The sequence below is a fragment of the Micromonospora sp. NPDC047467 genome, assembly GCF_040643095.1.
GTDB lineage: Bacteria > Actinomycetota > Actinomycetes > Mycobacteriales > Micromonosporaceae > Micromonospora.
In genome coordinates this window covers 374,502-396,731 of the sequence record NZ_JBEYTO010000004.1, presented here as the reverse complement: position 1 = coordinate 396,731, position 22,230 = coordinate 374,502, and the positions used below count along the sequence as shown (strand labels likewise).

Here is a 22,230-nt window from a genome sequence, read left to right as displayed (position 1 = left end):
ACCGCGATGTGCACCGGGCGCGAACCGTTGGCTACCCTTGCCGCGTGCCGTCGCTCTTTCGCCGCAAGTCCACCGACCTCGTCGACGAGGCCGCCTCCCAGGTGACTCCCGAGGAGTCCGCCGAGCGGTCCCGGGGCTACACCCCGGCCAAGGGTCGGGAGACGCCCAAGCGACCGACCGTCGGCCGGCGCCCCGCCGGCCCCACCCGCCCCCTCAGCAAGGAGGAGGAGCGGGAGCGCCGACGCAAGCTGCGCGCCGAGGCCGCCGCGGAGTTCCGCCGTGAGGGCGGCCCCCGCGACCGTGGCCCGGAGCGGCTGCTGGCCCGCAACGTGGTCGACTCACGCCGTACCGTCGGCACCTGGTTCTTCGGTGGCGCGCTGATCGTGCTGATCGGCTCGAACGCGGCGATGCCGCCGGTGGTCCGGCTGGTCTCCAACCTGCTCTGGGGCGCGCTGGCGCTGGGCGTGGTCATCGACTCGCTGCTGATCTGCCGCAAGATCGGCAAGTTGGTCCGGCAGCGCTTCCCGAAGACCGACCAGCGGATGGGCTCGCTCTACCTCTACGCGGTGATGCGGTCGATCACCTTCCGGCGGATGCGCGCCCCGGCCCCCCAGGTAAAGCTCGGCGACAAGGTCTGATCCCGGCTCACGGCACACCGAGCAGGCGCAGCACGGCGGCCGTACCAGCCGCACCGGCCACCACCAGCAGGAACGGCGCCCGCCGCCAGGCGAGCAGCAGGCCGACGAGCACTCCGGCCGGCCTGGCCCAGCCGGCGAACCGGCCGGCCTCGGTGAACGCCGCCGTCGCCGCCAGCGCGGCGAGCAGCGCGGCGGCACCCACCGGCAGCAGCAGCCGGGCCCACTCGGGCAGGTCGAGCCGGTCCCGCAGGAGCACACCGGCCACCCGGAAGCCGTAGGTGCCGGCGGCCAACGTCAGGATCACGACGATCAGCACGCCGCCCCCTCCCCGGTGCGCCCCGCGCCAGCGGGTGCGGGCAGGTCGGGACCGGCGCCGCCGGGCGGTGTGGAGCGACGACGCAGGGCGATGGCGGCCGGGCCGGCGAGCGCGAGCAACACCGGCAACCCGGCCGGCAGCAGCGGGGTGGCGATGACCGCGAGGGCGGCCCCGCCCAGCGCCGCGTGGCGGGTGTCCCGGTCGCGCATGGACGGCAACAGCAACGCGATCAGCCCGGCCGGGAAGGCGGCGTCCAGGCCCAGCGCGGCCGGGTCGCCAACCGCGCCACCGGCGAGTACGCCGACCAGGGTGCCCGCGTTCCAGGCGAGGAAGAGCAGCGTGCCGGCCAGCCAGAACGCCCGTCGGCGGGCGGCGCCCTCGGGTTGGGCCAGCGTGAAGGCGGTCGCCTCGTCGGTCAGCAGGTGACTGCCGAGCAGCCGGTGCCGCAGCCGGGGGCCGAGGCTGTCACCGAGGGCGAGCCCGAACGGCAGGTGCCGGGCGTTGAGCAGGAGCCCGGCCAGCACGGCGGCCAGTGGACTGCCGGCGGCCACGAGGCCGACCGCCATGAACTGCGCGCCGCCGGCGTAGAGGACCGCGGACATCGTCAGGATCGCCCACACCGGGATCCCGGCGGCCACCGCGACCGCCCCGAAGGAGGCGCCCACGGCGACCATCGCCGCGCCCAGGGCAAGCACATCGCGGAGAACCCGGGCGCCGGCTGTTCGTTGTACCGTACGCATGGTTCATCATAGTGAACAGCAGCTCGCCCCCGTTCGTCAAACCGAACATTGATCCAATGGAGCGAACACATGCCGCCGGAACCGGCCGCCCCGCTGGCCACCATCGCCACCGCCCTACGCCGCGAAAGGGAGCGCGTCGGCATCTCGCTGACCGAACTCGCCCGCCGGGCCGGTGTGGCCAAGTCCACCCTCTCCCAACTGGAGTCGGGCACCGGCAACCCGAGCGTGGAGACACTCTGGGCGCTCGGCGTGGCGCTCGGCGTACCGTTCGGCCGGCTCGTGGAACCGGTGGACGACGACATCCGGGTGATCCGCGCCGGGGAGGGGCCACGGGTCCGCTCCGAGCAGGCCGACTTCACCGGCACGCTGCTCAGCGCCGGGGCGGCCCACCTGCGGCGGGACGTCTACCTGATCGAGTTGGAGCCCGGCGCCATCCGGGAGGCGGACGGGCACACCCCCCGCAGCGTCGAGCACGTGGTGGTGGCCGCCGGCCGGCTGCGTGTCGGCCCCGAGGGGAGCCCCGTCGACCTGAACCCCGGCGACTACGCGACGTTCCCCGGCGACATCCCGCACCGCTACGAGGCGCTACTCCCCGGCACCTTCGCCGTACTCGTCATGGAACATCCCTGACCGGGCACGGGCGGTCCCGCCCGGACCGACCCGCCAGCGGGTGGGGTATCGTCGGAGACCAGATACGGTTATCGACCCAAATGTCCGGAACCATCGGATAACGTTTGCGCTCGTGGGCGGTGCCATAGTGGCGGTGACCGAGCCCACGCCGTTACCCTCCATCCGCAGCCACGCCCTGCCGGAACGGGCGACCTGACCGGCACGCGAGGCCCCAGCGCGACAACTTGCAACGAGGTGACAACGCCGTGAGCGAGCGGACGCGAGCCGGCCACTGGAGCGTGGCAGGCGGCGACCGGACGCCCGGCGGGGGCCCGGCCCCGGACACGTCACCGCCGACGGGGATCGGCCGAGCGGCCGGGTGTGGCGACGGGCTCGACGGATGAACGGTCGTTACACCGACCGGTGGCGGGACCCGAACGAACCGTCCTGGGTGGTCGAACCGACCACCGAGTGGCATCCCCAGTTCCCTGGCCAGCGCTACCCCGGTGACATCGGCGCATCCCACCAGCCGCCCCCGCCACCGCGCGGGCGGGCGACCGTGGTCGGTCGCACCGAGGTGCCACCGCTCGCGCCGACCCGCCCGGACGGCACCTACCTCGGCCGTTCCTGGTCCGACGAACCCCCTGCCGAGCAGGCCCACGACCGTTCCTGGCCGGACGAGGAGCCGGGCGGGACACCGGCCTACGGCTGGTCCCGGGGCGACGACCGCCCGGTGGAGACACCCCCGCGCGGCCGGCCCGACACCCCCCACTACGACCACGAGCCGTACCGGCGTCCGCTCCCCGAGCCGCCCCGGCGCGAGGAGCGCCGCTCCCCCGAGTCGGACCGACGGACCGCCTGGTCCGAGCGGCGCCCCAGCGACGAGCGCGGGCCGGGCCGGGAAGCCGCCTGGCACCGCGAGCAGCCCGCCTCCGAGCGGTACGACAGCCGCCGGCCCCCGCCGACCGACCGGGGGTATCCGACCGCACCGCCGGTCTCCCCCGCACCCCGGGTCGACGCCGGCTGGGTGCCTGAGCCTGACGAGACGCCGCGCCGACGGGGCACACCCGCCGGCCACGACCGACGTTCCTCCGACGGGTACGGCACCCCGCCGACCCGGGGGCACGACGGCCGCCCCGCCAACAGTTGGGCCGCCGATGGGGCGGGCCAGTGGGCGCCCGTGGACGGCGGATCGCGGTACCGCGACGACGGCCGCCCTGACAGGCTGCCCGACGACAGCCGCCGGACCGACCGACTGCCCGACGACGGCCGCCGGGCCGACCGACTGCCCGACGACGGCCGCCGTTCGGAGCGGGGCGTCGACGACGCCGGGCCGGCCGGCCGATCCCGCGCGGACGGGGGCGCCGGTGCGTCCACCGAGCGGCGGTACCGGCCGGACGAGGGGTACGGCACGCCACCGGCCTCCGACGGCGGATGGCGACGCCGCCCCGAACCGGAGCCAGCGGAGCAGCCACGCCGGGACGAGCGCCGCCGCCCGGACGCCGAGCAGCACCGGCAGCAACCCCGCGAGGCAGCGGCCCGCGCTGAGGCGTACCCGGAGAGACGCCCGCGCGAGGAGACCCGGCCGGCGGCGTACCGCGAGGACACCTACCGCGAGCCACGGGTGCAGCCCGACCCCCGGCCGGACGGCACCCTTCCGTGGCCGCCACCCGGGCCGGTGCGCCCGGACCGCACCCGGGAACCCGGCCACCGAACCGAGCCGCACCGCAGTGCCGAGCCGGGCGTCCCGTCGCGGCCGGCCACTCGGCCCGAACAGGCACCGACCGAGCCCTCCCGGTATGACGACCGGCGGGCGCGTCCCGCCGCAACGGCACCGACCGCCCCCGGCCGAGCCGCGCCGGTCCCGCCCACACCCGTCTCACCGGCCGGGCCGGGCACCGGCCGCGCCGCTCCGGTTCGCCCGGATTCCCCCCAACGACCGGTATCGCCGGCACCCGTATCGCCGGCCGCGCCCAGCCGGGACCGCCCGGTGTCCGCAGCCCCGATCTCGCCGGCCCCGATCTCGCCGGCCCCGGCCGAACACGAGCACCGACCGTCCACTCCCCCCGGTCACGACCGGGACCGACCGGTGTCGGCCATGCCGATCTCCCCAGCGGCGGACGTACCCGTCTCCGGCCCGCCCGCCGCCCGGCTCCGGCTGGAGTTCCTGCCCGCCCCGGTGGACCCCCCGCAACCCGACGAGCAGCCGGAGCCGCCCCTGCCGCCCCACCGGCAGGACCTGTCTCCGCCGGCCGATCGGCGCGAGCCGCCACCGCCGCCCGAGCGGCGGGCGCCTGCCGGGCCGGCACCGACCGCCACTACCCCGTCCACCGCGCCACCGCGCTACGCCGGCCCGAGCACGGGTGATGGCCCGGCCGAGCGGCGGCGGGACGCCGAACCCACTGGGGACCGACGGTACGGTTCAGAGCCGCTCGGCCCCACCCCGCCGGCTGATCGCCGCCCGGCCCCACCGGACCGGTCGGTGCCGCAGGACCGCCCACCCGTCCAGCGGCCCGCACCGCAGGACCGCCACGCACAGCAGGACCGGCCCGCACCGCAGGACCGGCCGTCCGGGGCGGACGGCCGCCCACCGGTCGCGCCGCCGCCCACCTGGCAGCGCCCGGATCCGCCGGCCACCCGTCCGGCCTCGGCACCCACGTCACCAGCGCCCACGGCGGATGTCGAGCCGGCGCTTCCCATCGCCCCCGGCGTGCCACGTCGTTACGTACCGCCGCCGCCCTCGGAACCGCCCGTGGCGTCCGCTCCCGCGCCGGTCGAGGCTCCGGCTCAGCAGCAGGACGCCTGGTTCAGCCCGGCCACGCCGGTCGAGTCCCACCAGCCGGTCGAGTCCCACCAGGACGAGACGACGACCGAACGCCGGCCGACCGAGACGACCGAAGCGACCGAAGCGACCGAGGATCGGGCGGCCTACGGCAGTTCGGCCACCTCCCTGTCCCGGGCCGTGGACGAGCACGACCCGTCCACGGCGGACGCCGAACCCACTGCCGCTGACCCCGCGACCGACCAGCGGCCCGACGTCACGGTCACGGCACCGGTATCCGCACCACCGGCCCGGCCGGTATCCGCGCCACCAGCCGAGGTGGACGTCGACGACCGCGATGCCTGGACCGACGACGACGCCACCTACCGCGAGCCCTCAGTCGGCTCGACGCTGACCGACGCTCTCCAACCGACCTCGGGGCCACCGGCACGCCCCGTCTCCGGTGTCCCGCGCACCTGGGCGGACGACCTCTTCGACGAGGCGCCGTCGACTGTCGAGTCGACATCGAGCGAGGCATATCGCCCGGTCCGGGAGGACACCGACGCGCGGGGCCACACCGAATTCGCCCTCGACACCGACCACACGGGCGCGGACACCCTGAGCGCACCGACCTTCCAGGACCTCAGCGAGTCGGCGATGGACGATCACGCCGACCCCGAGCCACCGGACCGGCCGACGTCGGCACCGGTCGAGGCGCACCGGCAAGCCCTCGCACCAGCCACGGTGGACTCGGAGCCGCGCGAACACCACCCGTCGGTAGGCGCGACCTCCGCGCCGCCTGACCACGACACCGAGCGGCCCGTCTCAGGAGCGCCCGTCACCGCGCCACCGGCCTTCACCGCACCCGTCTCCGCACCACCCGCCTCCGGACCAGCTGAGCACGACGCCGAGCGGCCCGTCTCGGCACCGCCCGTCTCGGCACCACCCGTCTCCGCGCCACCGGCCCTCACCGAAGCCGTGCCCGTGTCCGCACCACCGGCCGCCGCGCCCGTCTCCGCACCACCCATCTCCGCACCACCCATCTCCGCGCCACCAGCCCTCACCGAAGCCGTGCCCGTGTCCGCGCCGCCCGTGTCCGGCGTACCCGCTGGTCTTGTTCCCGGGCCACGGACCGGGTCGTTGGACGCGGACCTGCCGGTGTCGGCGCCACCCGCCGCGCCGGAGACGACCCGCCCGTCCCTGGCCGACCCGGGCGACCCGGAGCAGGTGCTGGCGGCGTACCGCTGGCGACTGGACCCGGTGAGCCTGCGGGAGGAGCTGACGGAGCCGGACAACATGCGGGCTCTCCGGCGGCGGCTGACCGAGAAGCTGGGTTCGGCCCTGGACAACCGCGCCCGAGCCCGGCTGCTCAGCCTGCGGGCGGTGGCCTCCCGGATCCTCGGCGACCTGGACGACGCGCTGGCCGACGGTCGGCTCGCCCTCACCTACGCCGAGGCGACCGGCGAGTTGCGGCGGACCGCGCTGGCCCAGGCGCGGCTGGCCCACGTGCTGCGCTGGCGTGGCGACTTCGCCGAGGCCGACCAGCTCTTCGCCGAGGCCAACTCGGTCGAGCTGCCCGACCGGCTGCGGGCCGCCCTGCACGAGCACGCCGGGCGGACCTGCTACGACCAGGGCCGGCTGATGGAGGCCTGCCAGCACTTCGAGCGGGCCCTCGACCTGCGTGGCGCTGGCGACGCCGAACTGCTGGACCGGATCCGGGTGGCGCTCGACGCGGTCACCGAACGGGCGTCCGCCGACGGCTTCGGCCCGTACCCCCGGAGTCGGGACGAGGTGCTCGACCGTGACCGGCCCCCGCAGCCGGACCGGGACGGACCGCTGTGGGGGTACGCCGACCAGGACGGTGACGTGGTCATCCCCGCCCGGTACGCCGAGGCGCAGCCGTTCCACGACGGCCTGGCCTGGGTCCGGCGGCCGGACACCGACCGGTGGTCCCTGATCAACCTGCTCGGCACGACGGTGATCCCGCCGTCGTACCGCGCGGCGCGCCCGTTCAGCGACGGCCTGGCCTGGGTGGTCACCGACGGCGGGTGGACGGCGATCGACCCCACCGGCGCGGTGCAGGTCCCACCGAACTTCGCCGAGGTACGGCCGTTCCGCCGGGGGTTGGCCGCGGTACGCCGCGAGGGGTGGGGGGCGGTCGACCGGACCGGGCGGATCGTGGTGCCCACCCGCTACCACGGCTTCGTCACCGAGCTGAGCGACGGTGGACCGGTCGACGGCTTCACCGACGAGGGCCTCGCGGTGGTCGACGTGGCCGGTCGACGCGGTGTGGTGGATCGGGCCGGTGCGGTGCTCGTGCCGCCGGCGTACCCGATGCTGGTCATCCACCCGGTGGCGTTCCTGGTCGGCAGCGGCAGCGGCCGGTGGGGCGCGCTGGACCGGCGGGGTGAGCCGCTGATCGATCCGGTGCACCGCGATCGCGCCGAGGTGCTGGCGGAGATCGACCGGCTGCTCACCGACGCCAACCCGGTGCTCTGACCGCCGGTCAGCGGCGATGATCCGCCAGGTCTAGGGTCGGCGTATGGAATTCCGACACCTGGGCCGCTCCGGCCTGATGGTCAGCGAGATCTCGTACGGCAACTGGATCACCCATGGTTCACAGGTCGAGGAGGACGCCGCGTTCGCGTGCGTCCGGGCCGCCCTCGACGCGGGGATCACCACCTTCGACACCGCCGACGTGTACGCCGGCACCCGGGCCGAGGACGTGCTCGGCCGGGCGCTGCAGAGCGAGCGTCGCGAGGGCCTGGAGATCTTCACCAAGGTCTACTGGCCGACCGGGCCGGGCCGCAACGACCGCGGCCTGTCCCGCAAGCACATCATGGAGTCGATCAACGGCTCGCTGCGCCGGCTGCGCACCGACTACGTGGACCTCTACCAGGCCCACCGGTACGACCACAGCACGCCGCTGGAAGAGACGATGGAGGCGTTCGCCGACGTCGTGCACTCCGGCAAGGCGCACTACATCGGCGTCTCCGAGTGGACGGCCGCGCAGCTGCGCGCCGCCCACCCGCTCGCCCGGGAGCTGCACATCCCGCTGGTCTCCAACCAGCCGCAGTACTCGATGCTGTGGCGGGTCATCGAGGCCGAGGTCGTACCGGCCAGCGAGGAGCTGGGCATCGGGCAGATCGTCTGGTCGCCGCTGGGGCAGGGCGTGCTCTCCGGCAAGTACCTGCCGGGGCAGCCGCCGCCGGCCGGTTCCCGGGCCACCGACGAGAAGTCCGGCGCGAGCTTCATCTCCCGGTTCATGCGCGACGACGTGCTGACCCGGGTGCAGCAGCTCAAGCCCCTCGCCGAGCAGGCCGGGCTGAGCATGGCCCAGCTCGCCGTGGCCTGGGTGCTGCAGAACCCGAACGTCTCCTCGGCGATCATCGGCGCGTCCCGCCCCGAGCAGGTGCAGGACAACGTGAAGGCGGCCGGCGTGAAGCTCGACGCCGAGCTGCTCAAGGCGATCGACGAGATCATCGAGCCGATCACCGAGCGGGACCCGGCCAAGACCGAGTCCCCCGCCCAGCGGCCCTGAGGTCGGCCCGGTCCGGTCGGCGCGTGCCCCACACGCCGGCCGGGCCGGTCAGCTCTGCCAGAAGCGGATCAGGTCGAGGCCGGTGGCGTAGAGCCACGACGGCAGACCGAGCAGGTCACCGACGGCGAAGACGGCATCGAAGAACCAGCCTCCGATGCGCGGGTTCCACAGCAGCGCGAAGAGCAGAATGAAGCCGTACGGGGCGAACAGGTCGTACATCTTGCGCCACTGCGGGTTGAGCCACGGCTGGATCATGTTGCCGCCGTCCAGGCCGGGCACCGGCAGCAGGTTCAGCACGCTGGCGGTGAGTTGCAGGAAGCCCAGCAGCGCCACCCCGGCCCAGAACTCCACCGGGCCGCCCGACTGGGTGCCGAAACGCACCGCAGCCACCAGCACCAGCGTGAACAGCACGTTCGTCGCCGGGCCGGCGAGGCTGACCAGGGTGTGCCGCAGCCGACCCGGGATGGCGTGCCGGTCCACCCACACCGCGCCGCCGGGCAGGCCGATGCCGCCGAGCAGCACCACCACCACCGGCAGCACGATCGACAGCAGCGGGTGGGTGTACTTGAACGGGTTGAGCGTCAGATAGCCCCGGTGGGCGATGTCCCGGTCGCCGGCCCGGTAGGCGACCACCGCGTGGGCGTACTCGTGCAGGCAGAGCGAAACCAGCCAGCCGGTGACCACGAAGACGAACACGTTGAACCGGACGTTGCCGTACCCGTTCCAGGTCAGCACGCCGGTGGCGGCGAAGAGGGCGACCAGGCCGAGGAAGACCGGGCTGGGCCGGAACGCCGCCCTGGGCACGCCGAGCACCAGCCCCTCTCCGCCCGGCCGGTCGTAGCCCATCACTCGGCCGTGGGCAGCAGACTCATCCGGTAGTCCACCCGGTCGTCCTCCACGAGCGCGACCGAGGTGACGCCGGACGCCGCGAGCTCACGCCAGGTCTGACCGATCCACGATTCGGCGTCGGCCTGGCTGCTGAACGACTCCGCCGGTCCCTCGACCGTCTGGCCGTCCGTGCCCTCGTACCGCCAGCTCCACGCCATCTGCGCGTCTCCCCTCGCCGCTGAGTCCCGCTGGGACGAACCTCGCAAGCGTAGTCGGCCGCGCCGACGGCCGGACCGCGCGGAGGTTCCACCGCGCGCACCTGAGGGTATGCCGGCGGCATCGGCACGGACCGGCGACGTACGACGGGGGGCGAGCGGATGAGCAGGCCGTTGCGGGAGTGGGACACCGATGAGCTGCGGAACATCGCGGTACGGGGTGGCATCGAGGGCGCGCGGGAGATGGACCGGGAGGATCTGGTCGATTCTCTGCTCGCCCGGCCCGGCGAAGGCCTCTGGCAGGAGGATCCGAAGCCTGCGGACGTCAACCCGAACGACTACATGTATCGGGCACCCGACGAGCACTGAGACCTAGCCGGGACAGCACACCTGTGCTGTCGACGCCTTCCGGGTGGCTCTAAGGTACGAGCATGTCCGTTGACGGGTGGAAGACGATCCTGGTGCTCGGCGGGATCCGGTCCGGCAAGTCCGAGTTCGCCGAGTCTCTGGTCACCGACGCGCCGGTGGTCCGTTACGTGGCCACCGCGCCGGAGGGCGACCCGGAGGACACCGAGTGGGCGACCCGGCTGGCGGCGCACCGCGCCCGGCGGCCGGGCAGCTGGACCACCGAGGAGACCGCCGGGGAGCCTCGGCGGCTGGCGGACGTGCTCGCGTCCGCCGAGCCCAACGAGACGCTGCTCGTGGACGACCTGGGCGGCTGGGTGACGGTGCTGCTCGACCCGGACCACCAGCCCGCCGACGACCTGGCAACGATCGCCGAGCTGGCCGAGGCGATCCGCACCTGCCCGGCACGGGTGGTGCTGGTGAGCCCCGAGGTGGGTCTGTCGCTGGTGCCGACCACCCCGCTGGGCCGGGCGTTCACCGACGCGCTCGGCGCGGCCAACCGCGCGGTCGCCGACGCCTGCGACGCGGTGGTGCTGGTGGTCGCCGGCCAGCCGGCCTGGCTGAAGCCGGCCGCCAGCGCGCCCACGGCCGCCACCACCGCCACCACCGCTACCGCTCCTACCGCCGCCGCGACGGTGGCCGCGTCGGTCGGGTCGGCCCCGGTGCGCCCGGTCGACGCCGAGCCCACCCCCGAGGTGCAGTTGCCCGACGTGTTGACCCACACGCCGCCGGTCGCCCCGAACCAGGAGCCCGGCAACCCGTGGGCCGCGCCGACCATGGCACTGCCGATGGTCGCCACCGGCCTGGTCATCCAGCCGGGCATGGAGCTGCCGATGCCCGACGAGTACGCCGGCCCGCAGGCGGTGGACCGTCTGGCGACGTTGGACGTACCGGGTGCCGGGCTGGGCGTGCTGGACCGGGTGGTCGGCTTCGCCGCCGCCACCCAGGGCACCTCGACCCCGCTCGCCTGGGGGTCGGTGCGGGTGCTGCTGCTGCACGGCGACCACGCTGGCGGGGCGTCCGCCGGCACCGTCGCCGGCGAGTCGGCGCGCCGGGCCGCGCAGGCCCGTGCCGGCCAGGGCGCGCTGGCCCGGCTGGCCGCCGAGAGCGGCGCCAGCCTGCAGGTGGTGGACACTCCCGCCGCCGCGCCGATGGAGCACGAGCCGGCGCTCACCCCCCAGCAGGTGGAGTCGGCGCTGCGCTACGGCTGGCGGCTGGCCGAACAGGCGGCCGACGCGGGCGTACAACTGTTGGTTCTGGGGGCGTGCGGCGCCGGCACCGAGGCGGCAGCGGCGGCGGTGCTGGCGGCCACGGCGGGCGCGGAGCCACCGGCCGTGCTGGGCCGGGTGATCACCGACTCCGGCGAGATCGACGACGCGGCCTGGATGATCCGCTGCGCGGCGGTACGCGACGCGCTGCACCGCACCCGCAGCTCCCCGCGCGGCGCCAAGGACATCCTGTCCGAGCTGGGCGGCGGCGACGTGGCGGTCGCCACCGGCGTGCTGCTCGGCGCGACCGCCCGGCGGGTGCCGGTGCTGCTGGACGGGCCGGTCGGGCTGGCCGCCGGCATGGTCAGCCGTGACCTGGCCGGGCAGGCGCGACACTGGTGCCTGCTGGCCGACCACGGTGGGCACCCGGCGGCGCGGCTCGCCGCCGACGTGCTCGGCCTCACCCCGCTGCTCGACCTGCGACTCGACCTCGGCGAGGGGGCCAACGCGCTGGTCGCGCTCCCGCTGCTGCGCTCGGTGCTGGCGCTGGCCGCCGCGCTGCCCGTCCACCCGTCGCTGGCCGGCGACGCGGCCCTCGACGAGCCGGAGTCGCCGGCGACCGACCCCGACGACACCGAGCCGGACGACACCGATCTTGCCGCCGAGCCGGACTTCACCGAACCGGACTTCGCCGAGCCGGAGCCGGCCGGGCCGGGTCCGACCAGCACCGCGCCGGACGAGCAGCCGGCGTCGGGCTGGCGTGCCGGCTGAGTCGCGGCTCGTCGCGGGGGCCCGGCTGGCGGTCACCACCTTCAGCACGCTGCCGGTGCGCGCCGGGAGGATCGACCGCCCGGTGGCGGGCACCGCGATGGCACTCGCCCCGGCCGTCGGCGCGCTGCTCGGTGCCCTGCTGGCCGCCGTCCTGCTGCTGGTCGGCGCCCTCGCTCCCGCGCTGGTGGCCGCCGGTGTGACGGTGGGCGCCGCCGCCCTGCTGACCCGGGGCCTGCACCTGGACGGGCTGGCCGACACCGTGGACGCGCTCGGCTCGTACCGGCGGGGCGCTGCCGCCCTGGAGATCATGAAGAAACCGGACGTCGGGCCGTTCGGCGTGGTCGCCCTGGTGGTCGTACTCCTGGTGCAGGCCGCGGCACTCGCCGAGCTGGCCGGTCGTTCGTTGCCGGCGTGTCTCGCGGCGGTGGTGGCCGCGACCGCCGCCGGGCGGCTCGGCGTGACGATGGCCTGCCGCCGGGGCGTGCCGGCGGCCCGGCCGGACGGGCTGGGCGCCCTGGTGGCCGGCACGGTCGGGCCGGTGGCGCTCGCCGTCGGCGCGGTCGCCGTCGTGCTGCTGGCGGTGCCCGCGGTGCCGGGCCGGCCGTGGCAGGGGCCACTGGCCGTCGTGGCCGCGCTCGCCGTCGCGGTGCCGCTGCTGGCCCACGTGGTACGCCGGCTCGGCGGGATCACCGGCGACGTGCTCGGCGCGACCGTCGAGGTGGTCACCACGCTGGTCTACCTGGGTCTGGTGCTGTCCGGCTGAACCGGGCTGGGCCGGCCGGGTAGCGTTCGGCTCGACAGCACCGGCGCCGCCACCGGGGGAACCCACATGCTCATCACGGACGACTTCCTGCCCGTACCGGTCCCGGAGTCGCTCAGCGCGACCTACCTGGTGCCGATGGCAGGGCTGCCGAAGGTCAGCGCCAAGACCGCGGTGGCGGCGCTGACCGGCCGGCTGGCCGAGCCGGTGCACGGTCTCGCCCGGCAGATGCTGGACAGCCCGCTGATGAGCGTGGACACCCGGCCGATCAGCGAGTTCCCGGAGCTTCCGCCCGATCTGCTCACCGCGTTCGGCGCCACCGAGGCGCAGTTGGCCCGGCTGGCCGCGGCGACCCACCTGGTCGTGGTGCAGGCCGAATACCGGCCCGGTTGGCCGCCCGCGCACGAGTGGGCGGCGCGGGCGGTGGCGGCGGCGGTGGCCGAGTCCGTCGACAGCGACGTGGTGGACGTCTTCGGCCTGCAGTTCCTCGACCCGGCGACGGCGCTGCGCTCGCTCCCCGACGAGCACGGCCGGATCCGGCTGGTCGACTGGGTGCTGGTGCCGTACTCCTCGGACACCGAGGGGCTGTGGTTCACCACCAAGGGGCTACGCCGTTTCGGCCTGCTGGAGTTGCAGACCCAGGGGGTGCCCGACCACCTCACCCGCGCCTGGGGTGCGGTGATGACCGGTGCGGCTCGCCGGCTGCTGCGGGACTGGACCGACGGCCTCGCCGGCTCGGAGGTGCCCGCGTTCGTGCAGCTCCCGGTGCTGGCGACGGTGACCGGGCACGACATCGCCGTGGCGTACGGCAATCCGGAGCAGCACGGCGCGACCGCGCCGGTGCTGCTGCGCCTGGAGCTGGACCCGGCGACCGACCCGGAGGCCGACTCGTTCCTGAGCCTGCGCCCGCCGGCCGGGCATCCGGGTTCGGACGGGCGCTACTACGCCGCCGCCTGCGCGACGTTGTTCTCCGGCATCCAGCCGGACGTGCGCTACGCCCGCTCCGGCGACGCGATGAGCCGGGCGGTCGCCACCGCCCGGGCGGCACTGGGTGACGCCCGGGCTCGGCTCGTCGCCGGTCACCTGCCGCCGGAGTCGCAGCTGGTGGTCAAGTACGGCCTGCCCGGCGACGACGGCCCGGAGTACGTCTGGGCGGGCGTCACCTCGTGGGAGGCCCCGGAGCGGATCGTCGGCGTGAGCGCCAGCGACGCGGCCACCGATCCGAGCGTGCGGATCGGCGCTCCCGTGGTGGTGGAGGCGACCGACGTGGTCGACTGGGCCGTCCTGGACGCCACAGGCGTCATCGAGGGCGGCTGGACCCAAGCCGTCCTCGACTCCGGCGAACCCCCAACCCCCAAAACCCCCTAACCCCCACTCCCCTGCCCACCCGCCAGCCCGCCAGCCCGCCAGCCCGCCAGCCCGCCAGCCCGCCAGCCCGCCAGCCCGCCAGCCCGCCAGCCCGGGTGATCATGAAGTTATTGCCTCCGCCGTCGGCGAGTCGCGCCAATAACTTCATGATCAACGGGGGTCAGCGGGGGTGGGGTGGGGGTGTTACTTGACTGAGGGGGTTACGAAGGGGGGTTTCGTCAGCTTCAGGGGGGCTTTGCGGCCGCGGATGTCGATTTCGACCTCGTCGCCGTCGGTTAGGTTGGCGTCGGTGTTCAGTAGGGCCAGCGCGATGCCCTGCTTTCTCGTCGGGCTGAAGGTGCCGCTGGTCACCGTGCCGACCTGCGTGTCGCCGACGTGCAGGGTCATCCCGGGGCGCGGAATGGCGCGGTCGACGGCCACCAGGCCGCGCAGCGTACGTCGGGGACCGGCGGCCTTCTCGGCGAGCAGCGCGTCGCGGCCCCAGAAGGCCGGCTTGTCCCAGCCCACCGCCCAGCCCGAGCGGGCCTGCACCGGGGTGATGTCCAGCGAGAGGTCCTGCCCGTGCAGCGGGTAACCCATCTCGGTGCGCAGGGTGTCCCGCGCGGCCAGTCCGCAGGCGCGCAGGTCGAAGCCCGCACCGAAGAGCGCGTCCCACACGGTCACCGCGTGCTCGGCCGGCACCACCAGCTCGAAGCCCAACTCGCCCGTGTAGCCGGTCCGACAGACGGTCAGTTTCACCCCGGCCAGGCTGGCGGCGGAGAAGCTCATGTAGCCGTGCTCGGTGGGCAGGCCGAGTGCGGCCAGCAGCTCGCCCGAGCGGGGGCCCTGCACGGCCAGCACCGCGTACGCCTCGTGCTCGTCGGTGACGGTGACCCGCTCCGGCGCGGCGGCGCGCAGCCGGCGCACCACCTCGGCGGTGTTGGCGGCGTTCGGGATGAGGAAGACGTGGTCGTCGGCGTACAGGTAGGCGATGATGTCGTCCACCACGCCGCCGGTGGCGTCGTCGCAGCAGAGCGTGTACTGCGCCCGCCCCGGCCCGATCCGGCCGAGGTCGTTGCTGAGGCAGGCGTTGACGAAGTCGGCCGCGCCAGGCCCCGTCACACGGGCCTTGCCCAGGTGCGACACGTCGAAGACCCCCACCGCGGTACGCACCGCGGTGTGCTCCTTGAGCACCCCGCCGCCGGCGTACTCCAGTGGCATTTCCCAGCCCCCGAAGGGGGCGAACTTGGCGCCGGCGGCGGTGTGCCGCTCGTGCAGCGGGGATCGGCGCAGCCGGGTCACGGCGGCGGCGGAGGTCACGTCGGTCATGGGTGGCAACTTACCGGGGACAACACCGCTGGTTAGCATCGGCGGCGACCCCGTCGGCGTCATCGACGGGACAGCCCTGATGTCCGGCGGGTAGGTTCCGTCGGAGACCTTCACCGCCGGTACGCGACGCCGCGACCGGCCCGGCCCGCCCGGAGTAGCTTCAGTGACATCCCCCCGCACCACCATCCTGAGCCTGGTCGACACCGACCCGGCGGAGCTCGCCGTCGACGCGATCGTGATCGGCGTGCACAGCCAGACCGGAGAGCAGGGCGCCACCAGCGGCCTCGCCGGCACCCTGCTGCTCGCCAGCGGCGCGGAGAGCATCGCCGCCGCGTTCGACGGCAAGCTGACCGAGACGCTGGCGCTGCTCGGCGCGACCGGCGCCCCGGGCGAAGTGATCAAGCTGGCCACGCTCGGGACGGTCACCGCCCCGCTGGTCGCCGCCGTCGGGCTGGGTCCGGAGCCGTCGGGCGCCGCCCCGGCGCCGGAGGCGCTGCGCCGCGCGGCCGGCTCGGCGATCCGGGCCGTGGCGGGCGCGTCGAAGGTGGCGCTGGCCATGCCGCTGCCGGACGACGCCGACGCTCCGGCCGCGCTGCGCGCGGTCGCTGAGGGAGCGCTGCTCGGCGGGTACCGGTTCGCCGGTTACAAGACCCGGCCGCAGCCGACCCGGCGGGAGCCGGTGGCCGAGGCGCTGATCAGCGTGCCGGACGCCGCCGACGCGGGCGCCCAGGCGGAGATCACCCGGGCGCAGGCGGTGGCCGGCGCGGTTCGACTCAGCCGGGACTGGGTGAACACCGCCCCGAACGAGCTGCGTCCGCCGTCGTTCGCCGACGCCGTAGCCGGTGCCGCCCGTGACGCGGGCCTCGACGTCGAGGTGCTCGACGAGGCGGCGCTGGTCGCTGGCGGGTACGGCGGCATCGTCGCGGTCGGGCAGGGTTCGGAGGCTCCGCCGCGGCTGGTGAAGCTCACCTACACCCCGCAGGGCGGCGGCAACGGCAAGCGGGTCGCGCTGGTCGGCAAGGGCATCACCTTCGACACCGGTGGCATCTCGATCAAGCCCGCGCAGGGCATGTGGGAGATGAAGTCCGACATGGCGGGCGCCGCCGCGGTGGGTGCCGCCATGCTGGCGATCGCCGCGCTCAAGCCGGCGGTGGCGGTCAGCGCCTACCTGCCGATGGCGGAGAACATGCCCTCGGGCAGCAGCTACCGGCCGGGCGACGTGATCAGCATGTACAACGGCAAGAAGGTGGAGGTGCTCAACACCGACGCCGAGGGCCGGATGGTCCTGGCCGACGCCATCGCCCGCGCCTGCGAGGACGGCACGGACTACCTGTTCGAGACGTCCACGCTGACCGGCGGCCAGGTGATCGCGCTCGGCAAGAAGATGGCCGGCGTGATGGGCACCCCGGAGTTGTGTGAGCGGGTCCGGACGGTCGGCGACGCCGTCGGCGAGCCGGCCTGGCCGATGCCGCTGCCGGACGACGTGCGCAAGGGCATGGAGTCCGAGGTGGCGGACATCTCGCAGGTCAACGCCGGGATGGACCGCGCCGGGCACATGTTGCAGGGCGGCGTGTTCCTGCGGGAGTTCGTGGCCGACGGCGTGGCCTGGGCGCACATCGACATCGCCGGGCCGGGTTACCACTCGGGTGAGCCGACCGGCTACTGGACCAAGGGCGGCACGGGTGTCCCCGTCCGCACCCTGGTGCAGCTGGTGGAGGACGTCGCCGCCAACGGCTGACCGTCGCGCGGGTTTCCGGGGCGTCCCCACGTGGGGGCGCCCCGGTTCGCGTTCTCAGTACCGCTCGGGGCGGCGCTTGCGACGCTCGTTGAAGTCACGCATCCGCTGCGGGTAGCCCATCAGCCGGACGTCGTACACCGGGATGCCCATCCGGTACGCGAAGCGCCGCGCGCCGTCCGGGCCGTCGATGCGCCGGCGGGTCCACTCACCGTCGTCGGCGATCAGGATGACAGTGGTCTCGGTGACCGTCGTCCGCGGCTCGATGAACGCCTCGACGCCACGCCGGCTGCGGATGAAGGTTTCGAGGTGCTCCAGATCGCCACGATCGGCCGCGCGGTCGTGGCTCGGCACACGCTCCTGCTTGCGGCGTCGGAACAACCCCACCGATCATCTCCCCCAATGCCCCGTTGTCGACAACGGTGCCAAGGGTACGTGTCGATGACGTGTCGTTGGGCACCTCGGTACGCGCCCTGTGCCCAGTGGTGACAAGATGACCGAGGTGGGGTGTGTCCGTGTTACAACCCCGTGACCCCCGATGCAGCGACGCGACCTGGGAGTTGGACGTGAGCGAGCCGAACGAAGCGACCTTCGACATCGTCATTCTCGGAGGTGGCAGCGGCGGTTACGCGACCGCGCTGCGCGCCGTCCAGCTGGGCCTGAAGGTCGCGCTGGTCGAAAAGGGCAAGCTCGGCGGGACCTGCCTGCACAACGGCTGCATCCCGACCAAGGCCCTGCTGCACGCGGCGGAGATCGCCGACCAGGCCCGCGAGTCGGAGCAGTTCGGTGTGAAGGCCGAACTGATCGGCATCGACATGGCCGGCGTCAACGCGTACAAGGACGGCGTGATCGCCCGCCTGTACAAGGGCCTGCAGGGCCTGGTGGGCGGCTCGAAGAACATCACCTTCGTGGCGGGCGCTGGCAAGCTGGTCGGCAAGAACGTGGTCGAGGTGGACGGCAAGCGCTACACCGGCCGCAACATCGTGCTGGCCTCCGGCTCGTACGCGAAGAGCCTGCCCGGCCTGGAGGTCGACGGTGAGCGGATCATCACCAGCGACCACGCGCTCACCATGGACCGCGTGCCGTCGTCGGTGATCGTGCTGGGTGGCGGCGTCATCGGCGTCGAGTTCGCCAGCGTGTGGAAGTCCTTCGGTGTGGACGTCACGATCGTCGAGGCGCTGCCCCGGCTGGTGGCCGCCGAGGACGAGGAGTCGTCGAAGGCGCTGGAGCGGGCGTTCCGCAAGCGGAAGATCAACTTCAAGGTCGGCAAGCCCTTCGAGAAGGTCGAGAAGACCGAGAAGGGCGTCAAGCTCACCATCCAGGGCGGCGAGACCGTCGAGGCCGAGCTGCTGCTGGTCGCCGTCGGTCGCGGCCCCAACACCGCCAACCTCGGGTACGAGGAGCAGGGCGTCAAGATGGACCGCGGCTACGTGCTGACCGACGAGCGGCTGCGCACCAGCGTGCCGAACGTCTACGCGGTCGGCGACATCGTGCCCGGCCTCCAGCTCGCGCACCGGGGCTTCCAGCAGGGCATCTTCGTGGCCGAGGAGATCGCCGGGCAGACCCCGGCCGTGATCGACGAGGTCGGCATCCCGCGCGTCACCTACTGCGACCCGGAGCTGGCGTCGGTGGGCCTGACCGAGGCGAAGGCCAAGGAGCAGTACGGCGCCGACAAGGTCAAGACGTACAACTACAACCTGGGTGGCAACGGCAAGAGCCAGATCCTCAAGACCACCGGCTTCGTGAAGCTGGTCCGGGTGGAGGACGGCCCGGTGGTCGGCGTGCACATGATCGGCGCCCGGGTCGGTGAGCTGATCGGTGAGGCTCAGCTCATCTACAACTGGGAGGCCTACCCGGCCGAGGTCGCCCAGCTCGTGCACGCCCACCCGACCCAGAACGAGGCCCTGGGCGAGGCGCACCTGGCCCTCGCCGGCAAGCCGCTGCACGCGCACGCCTGACAATCAACCGCGGCGTCCGGCGACGGGCGAAGATCCCACCAGGGGAATGAAGGAGTCTCAGAAAATGCCGGTATCGGTCACCATGCCCCGGCTCGGCGAGAGCGTCACCGAGGGCACCGTCACTCGCTGGCTCAAGCAGGAGGGCGACACGGTCGAGGTCGACGAGCCCCTGCTCGAGGTCTCCACCGACAAGGTCGACACCGAGATCCCGTCGCCCGCGGCGGGCGTGCTGAGCCGGATCGTGGTCGGCGAGGACGAGACCGCCGAGGTCGGCAGCGAACTCGCCGTCATCGCCGGTGAGGGCGAGTCGACCGGCGGCGGCGAGGCCGCCCCGCAGGAGCAGGCACCGGCCGAGGCGGTCGAGCCGGCCACCGAGCCGACGGCCGCCGCCGAGGGCACCGCCGACCAGGTCGCGCAGGACGAGGCCCCGGCCCAGGACGAGGCGCCGGCTGCGGCCGCCGCGCCGTCTGGCGAGGGCACCGCGGTGAAGATGCCGGCCCTGGGCGAGAGCGTCACCGAGGGTACGGTCACGCGCTGGCTCAAGCAGGTCGGCGACACCGTCGAGGTGGACGAGCCGCTGCTGGAGGTCTCCACCGACAAGGTGGACACCGAGATCCCGTCGCCGGTCGCCGGCACCGTTCTGGAGATCAAGGTCGCCGAGGACGAGACCGCCGGCGTCGGCGCCGAGCTGGTGATCATCGGTGCCGCCGGCGGGGCCCCCGCCCAGGCGAAGCCCGAGCCGAAGGCGCAGGCCGCGCCGAAGGCTGAGCCGAAGCCGGAGCCGAAGGTCGAGGAGCCGACCCCGGGCACGTCGTACAACGAGCCGGCCGCGGAGGCGGAGACCTCCCCGGAGCCGGCGAAGACCGAGCAGGCCGCGCAGCCATCCGCGCCGACCGCCGCACCGCAGCGCCCGGCGCAGGGTGGCGGCGAGGAGGCCGCCGGGTACGTCACCCCGCTGGTGCGCAAGCTGGCCAGCGAGCACGGTGTCGACCTGGCCTCGCTCAACGGCACCGGCGTGGGTGGCCGGATCCGCAAGCAGGACGTCCTCGACGCGGCCGAGAAGGCCAAGGCCGCTCCCGCTGCCGCGCAGCCGACCGCCGCGCCGTCGGCGGCTCCGGCCAAGCCGGCCGCGAAGCCGCAGCCCAGCGGTAAGCGGGGCACCACCGAGAAGCTGCCGCGCATCCGCAAGGCCATCGCCACGCGGCTGCACGAGTCGCTGCACGAGATGGCGCAGCTCACCACGGTCGTCGAGGTGGACGTCACCCGGATCGCCAAGCTGCGGGCGCAGGCGAAGGACTCCTTCGTCCAGCGGCACGGCGTGAAGCTGTCCTTCCTGCCGTTCTTCGCGCTCGCGGCGATCGAGGCGCTGCAGACGTACCCGATCGTCAACGCCCGCATGGATCTTGAGGGCGGGACGATCACCTACCCGGAGGCCGAGCACCTCGGCATCGCCGTGGACACCGAGCGTGGGCTGTTGACGCCGGTCATCCACAACGCGGGCGACCTCAACCTGGGCGGCATCGCCAAGCGGGTCGCCGACCTGGCCGAGCGCACCCGGACCAACAAGATCAGCCCGGACGAGATCGCCGGGGCGACCTTCACGCTGACCAACACGGGCAGCCGGGGCGCGCTCTTCGACACCCCGATCGTGCCGTCGCCGCAGTCGGCGATGCTCGGCACGGGTGCCGTGGTGAAGCGGCCGGTCGTGGTCAACGACCCGGACCTGGGTGAGGTCATCGCGGTCCGGTCGATGGTCTACCTGGCCATGTCCTACGACCACCGGCTGATCGACGGCGCCGACGCGGCCCGTTTCCTGGCGGCGGTCAAGGAGCGGCTGGAGGCCGGCAACTTCGAGTCGGAGCTGGGCCTGGCCTGATCTCCGTAGCAACGCCGAGAGGCGCCCCGGTCGTTGACCGGGGCGCCTCTTCGTTCGGCTGGTGTCCGGGCCGCTCGCACCGGCCGGAGCCCGCGGTCGGGCTCTCAGCCCTTCAGGAGGGCCGTCGACGCCTGCCAGAGCCGCTCGGCGGCCTCCGGGTCCAGCGCGTACCCGGCGACGCCGCGCCGCTCACCAGGCTGGGCCAGGCCGGCCTCCTGGCAGTCCTCGAAGTAGCGCCCACCGACCCCGTCGAGCAGCGGCGAGGTGGCGACCAGCACCGAGGTGGCGGCACCCTGTTCGACGGTCTTCCAGGCCGCCGCGTTGCCGGCGCGCATCCGGTTCAGCTCCTCCTCGGTGACGTACCGCTGGAGGTTGGTCTGGATCGCGCCGGGCATCAGCGAGTTGGCCAGGATGCCGTCGTCGGCCCAGCGGCGGCTCACCTCCACCGCGAAGAGCACGTTGGCCGTCTTGGACTGCCCGTACGCCTCCCACGGCTCGTACGGCCGGCGCTCGTACTGGATGTCGTCGAAGACCACCGGGGAGCGCAGGTGGGCGGCGGAGCTGACCGAGACGATCCGGGCCCCGTCCGCCGCGGAGAGGGCAGGTCGCAGCCCGGTGGCGAGCGCGAAGTGCCCCAGGTGGTTGGTGGCGAACTGCATCTCCCAGCCCTGCGGGGTACGCGTCTCCGGTGCGGCCATGATGCCGGCGTTGTCGACCAGGATGCGCAGCGGGCCGTCCCAGTTGGCCACGAAGTCGGCGATCGAACCCTGGTCGGCGAGGTCGAGCGGAGCGACCAGGACCTGGTCGTTGCCCGTGGTGGCGGTGATGTCGTCGGCGGCGCGCTGCCCGGCGTCGGTGTTGCGCACGGCCAGCGTGACCTGGGCGCCGACGCTGGCCAGGGCACGGGCGGTCTCCACGCCGATGCCGGACGACCCGCCGGTGACGATGGCCCGCCGCCCGCCGAGGTCCACGCCCTGGATCACGTCCATCGCGGTGGATTCATGGGTGAAAGGGGTGGTGATCGGGTTGCTCGTCGTCATTGTCCATCCTTGTCCGGGTGGGGCGGCCGTCGCAACCACGAGCGGCTGCTGGAGGCCGCGGTCCAGGCGTTTTCCCGCCCCGGGCCGGAGGTAACGCTCGACGCCGTCGCGCCGGAACGCGCGGCGCCGGCGCCGGCTGCCGGCTGACCCGTT

Annotated in this window: 18 protein-coding genes; 11 read left to right on the top strand and 7 right to left on the bottom strand. The window is 74.0% G+C overall.

Translation table 11 applies throughout. The features are described from left to right. Positions 1–44 precede the first annotated feature (44 nt). Positions 45–638 carry a DUF3043 domain-containing protein gene (locus tag ABZ780_RS14320; protein ID WP_357010807.1) on the top strand — a complete coding sequence of 198 codons (594 nt, stop codon included), beginning with the start codon at positions 45–47 and terminating at the stop codon, positions 636–638. Between the two features lie 7 nt (positions 639–645). Here ABZ780_RS14320 and ABZ780_RS14315 read toward each other — a convergent pair whose 3' ends face one another. Continuing rightward, complete coding sequence (locus ABZ780_RS14315; RefSeq protein WP_357010805.1) at positions 646–954, bottom strand: AzlD domain-containing protein; 309 nt, start codon at positions 952–954, stop codon at positions 646–648. Further along, positions 948–1,694: an AzlC family ABC transporter permease gene (locus ABZ780_RS14310; protein WP_357010803.1), complete on the bottom strand. Its 747-nt coding sequence runs from the start codon at positions 1,692–1,694 to the stop codon at positions 948–950. Before ABZ780_RS14310 ends, ABZ780_RS14315 begins: the two co-directional genes overlap by 7 nt. A gap of 69 nt (positions 1,695–1,763) precedes the next feature. Between ABZ780_RS14310 and ABZ780_RS14305 the strand changes: the two genes are divergently transcribed. From ABZ780_RS14305 to ABZ780_RS14295, 3 genes are all read left to right on the top strand, one after another. Next, the gene (locus ABZ780_RS14305) at positions 1,764–2,324 is read left to right on the top strand and encodes an XRE family transcriptional regulator (protein ID WP_357486236.1); all 561 of its coding nucleotides are present in this window, start codon (positions 1,764–1,766) and stop codon (positions 2,322–2,324) included. Between the two features lie 379 nt (positions 2,325–2,703). Beyond that, the gene (locus ABZ780_RS14300; RefSeq protein ID WP_357486235.1) at positions 2,704–7,563 is read left to right on the top strand and encodes a WG repeat-containing protein; all 4,860 of its coding nucleotides are present in this window, start codon (positions 2,704–2,706) and stop codon (positions 7,561–7,563) included. Positions 7,564–7,606: 43 nt separating this feature from the next. Beyond that, a complete protein-coding gene (locus tag ABZ780_RS14295) occupies positions 7,607–8,605 on the top strand; it encodes an aldo/keto reductase family protein (protein ID WP_357486234.1) in 999 nt (332 codons plus the stop codon). A gap of 48 nt (positions 8,606–8,653) precedes the next feature. On the opposite strand, the gene ABZ780_RS14290 is transcribed toward ABZ780_RS14295, so the two are convergent. Then, the gene (locus ABZ780_RS14290) at positions 8,654–9,451 is read right to left on the bottom strand and encodes a site-2 protease family protein (RefSeq protein ID WP_357010795.1); all 798 of its coding nucleotides are present in this window, start codon (positions 9,449–9,451) and stop codon (positions 8,654–8,656) included. Continuing rightward, a complete protein-coding gene (locus ABZ780_RS14285; RefSeq protein ID WP_357010793.1) occupies positions 9,451–9,651 on the bottom strand; it encodes a hypothetical protein in 201 nt (66 codons plus the stop codon). Before ABZ780_RS14285 ends, ABZ780_RS14290 begins: the two co-directional genes overlap by 1 nt. 159 nt (positions 9,652–9,810) lie before the next feature. On the opposite strand from ABZ780_RS14285, the gene ABZ780_RS14280 reads away from it, so the two are divergent. The 4 genes from ABZ780_RS14280 (at position 9,811) to ABZ780_RS14265 (ending at position 14,160) form a co-directional block, all read left to right on the top strand. Further along, positions 9,811–10,017: a hypothetical protein gene (locus tag ABZ780_RS14280; RefSeq protein WP_357010791.1), complete on the top strand. Its 207-nt coding sequence runs from the start codon at positions 9,811–9,813 to the stop codon at positions 10,015–10,017. Between the two features lie 62 nt (positions 10,018–10,079). Next, entirely contained in the window at positions 10,080–12,032 is a 1,953-nt protein-coding gene (locus tag ABZ780_RS14275) for a bifunctional adenosylcobinamide kinase/adenosylcobinamide-phosphate guanylyltransferase (protein ID WP_357486232.1), read from the top strand. Continuing rightward, positions 12,022–12,795: an adenosylcobinamide-GDP ribazoletransferase gene (locus ABZ780_RS14270; protein ID WP_357486231.1), complete on the top strand. Its 774-nt coding sequence runs from the start codon at positions 12,022–12,024 to the stop codon at positions 12,793–12,795. The genes ABZ780_RS14275 and ABZ780_RS14270 overlap by 11 nt, the downstream gene beginning before the upstream one ends. 66 nt (positions 12,796–12,861) lie before the next feature. After that, positions 12,862–14,160 carry a DUF2314 domain-containing protein gene (locus tag ABZ780_RS14265; RefSeq protein ID WP_357010784.1) on the top strand — a complete coding sequence of 433 codons (1,299 nt, stop codon included), beginning with the start codon at positions 12,862–12,864 and terminating at the stop codon, positions 14,158–14,160. Positions 14,161–14,343: 183 nt separating this feature from the next. Here the strand turns inward: ABZ780_RS14265 and gcvT are convergent, their stop codons facing one another. Further along, the gene (gcvT, locus tag ABZ780_RS14260) at positions 14,344–15,468 is read right to left on the bottom strand and encodes a glycine cleavage system aminomethyltransferase GcvT (protein WP_357486230.1); all 1,125 of its coding nucleotides are present in this window, start codon (positions 15,466–15,468) and stop codon (positions 14,344–14,346) included. A gap of 163 nt (positions 15,469–15,631) precedes the next feature. Here gcvT and ABZ780_RS14255 point away from each other — a divergent pair, with 163 nt between their 5' ends. Further along, on the top strand, positions 15,632–17,206 hold the full coding sequence (locus ABZ780_RS14255; protein ID WP_357010780.1) for a leucyl aminopeptidase: 1,575 nt from the start codon (positions 15,632–15,634) through the stop codon (positions 17,204–17,206). 54 nt (positions 17,207–17,260) lie between these two features. Here the strand turns inward: ABZ780_RS14255 and ABZ780_RS14250 are convergent, their stop codons facing one another. Further along, entirely contained in the window at positions 17,261–17,590 is a 330-nt protein-coding gene (locus ABZ780_RS14250) for a hypothetical protein (protein ID WP_357010778.1), read from the bottom strand. Between the two features lie 179 nt (positions 17,591–17,769). Here ABZ780_RS14250 and lpdA point away from each other — a divergent pair, with 179 nt between their 5' ends. Both lpdA and sucB read left to right on the top strand, forming a co-directional pair. Next, positions 17,770–19,161 (top strand): dihydrolipoyl dehydrogenase, encoded by a 1,392-nt coding sequence (gene lpdA, locus ABZ780_RS14245; protein ID WP_357486228.1) that lies wholly within the window; start codon positions 17,770–17,772, stop codon positions 19,159–19,161. 64 nt (positions 19,162–19,225) lie between these two features. Next, entirely contained in the window at positions 19,226–21,037 is a 1,812-nt protein-coding gene (gene sucB / locus ABZ780_RS14240; protein ID WP_357010775.1) for a 2-oxoglutarate dehydrogenase, E2 component, dihydrolipoamide succinyltransferase, read from the top strand. Between the two features lie 104 nt (positions 21,038–21,141). Here sucB and ABZ780_RS14235 read toward each other — a convergent pair whose 3' ends face one another. Next, positions 21,142–22,077 (bottom strand): SDR family NAD(P)-dependent oxidoreductase, encoded by a 936-nt coding sequence (locus ABZ780_RS14235; protein ID WP_357486227.1) that lies wholly within the window; start codon positions 22,075–22,077, stop codon positions 21,142–21,144. Positions 22,078–22,230 lie beyond the last annotated feature (153 nt).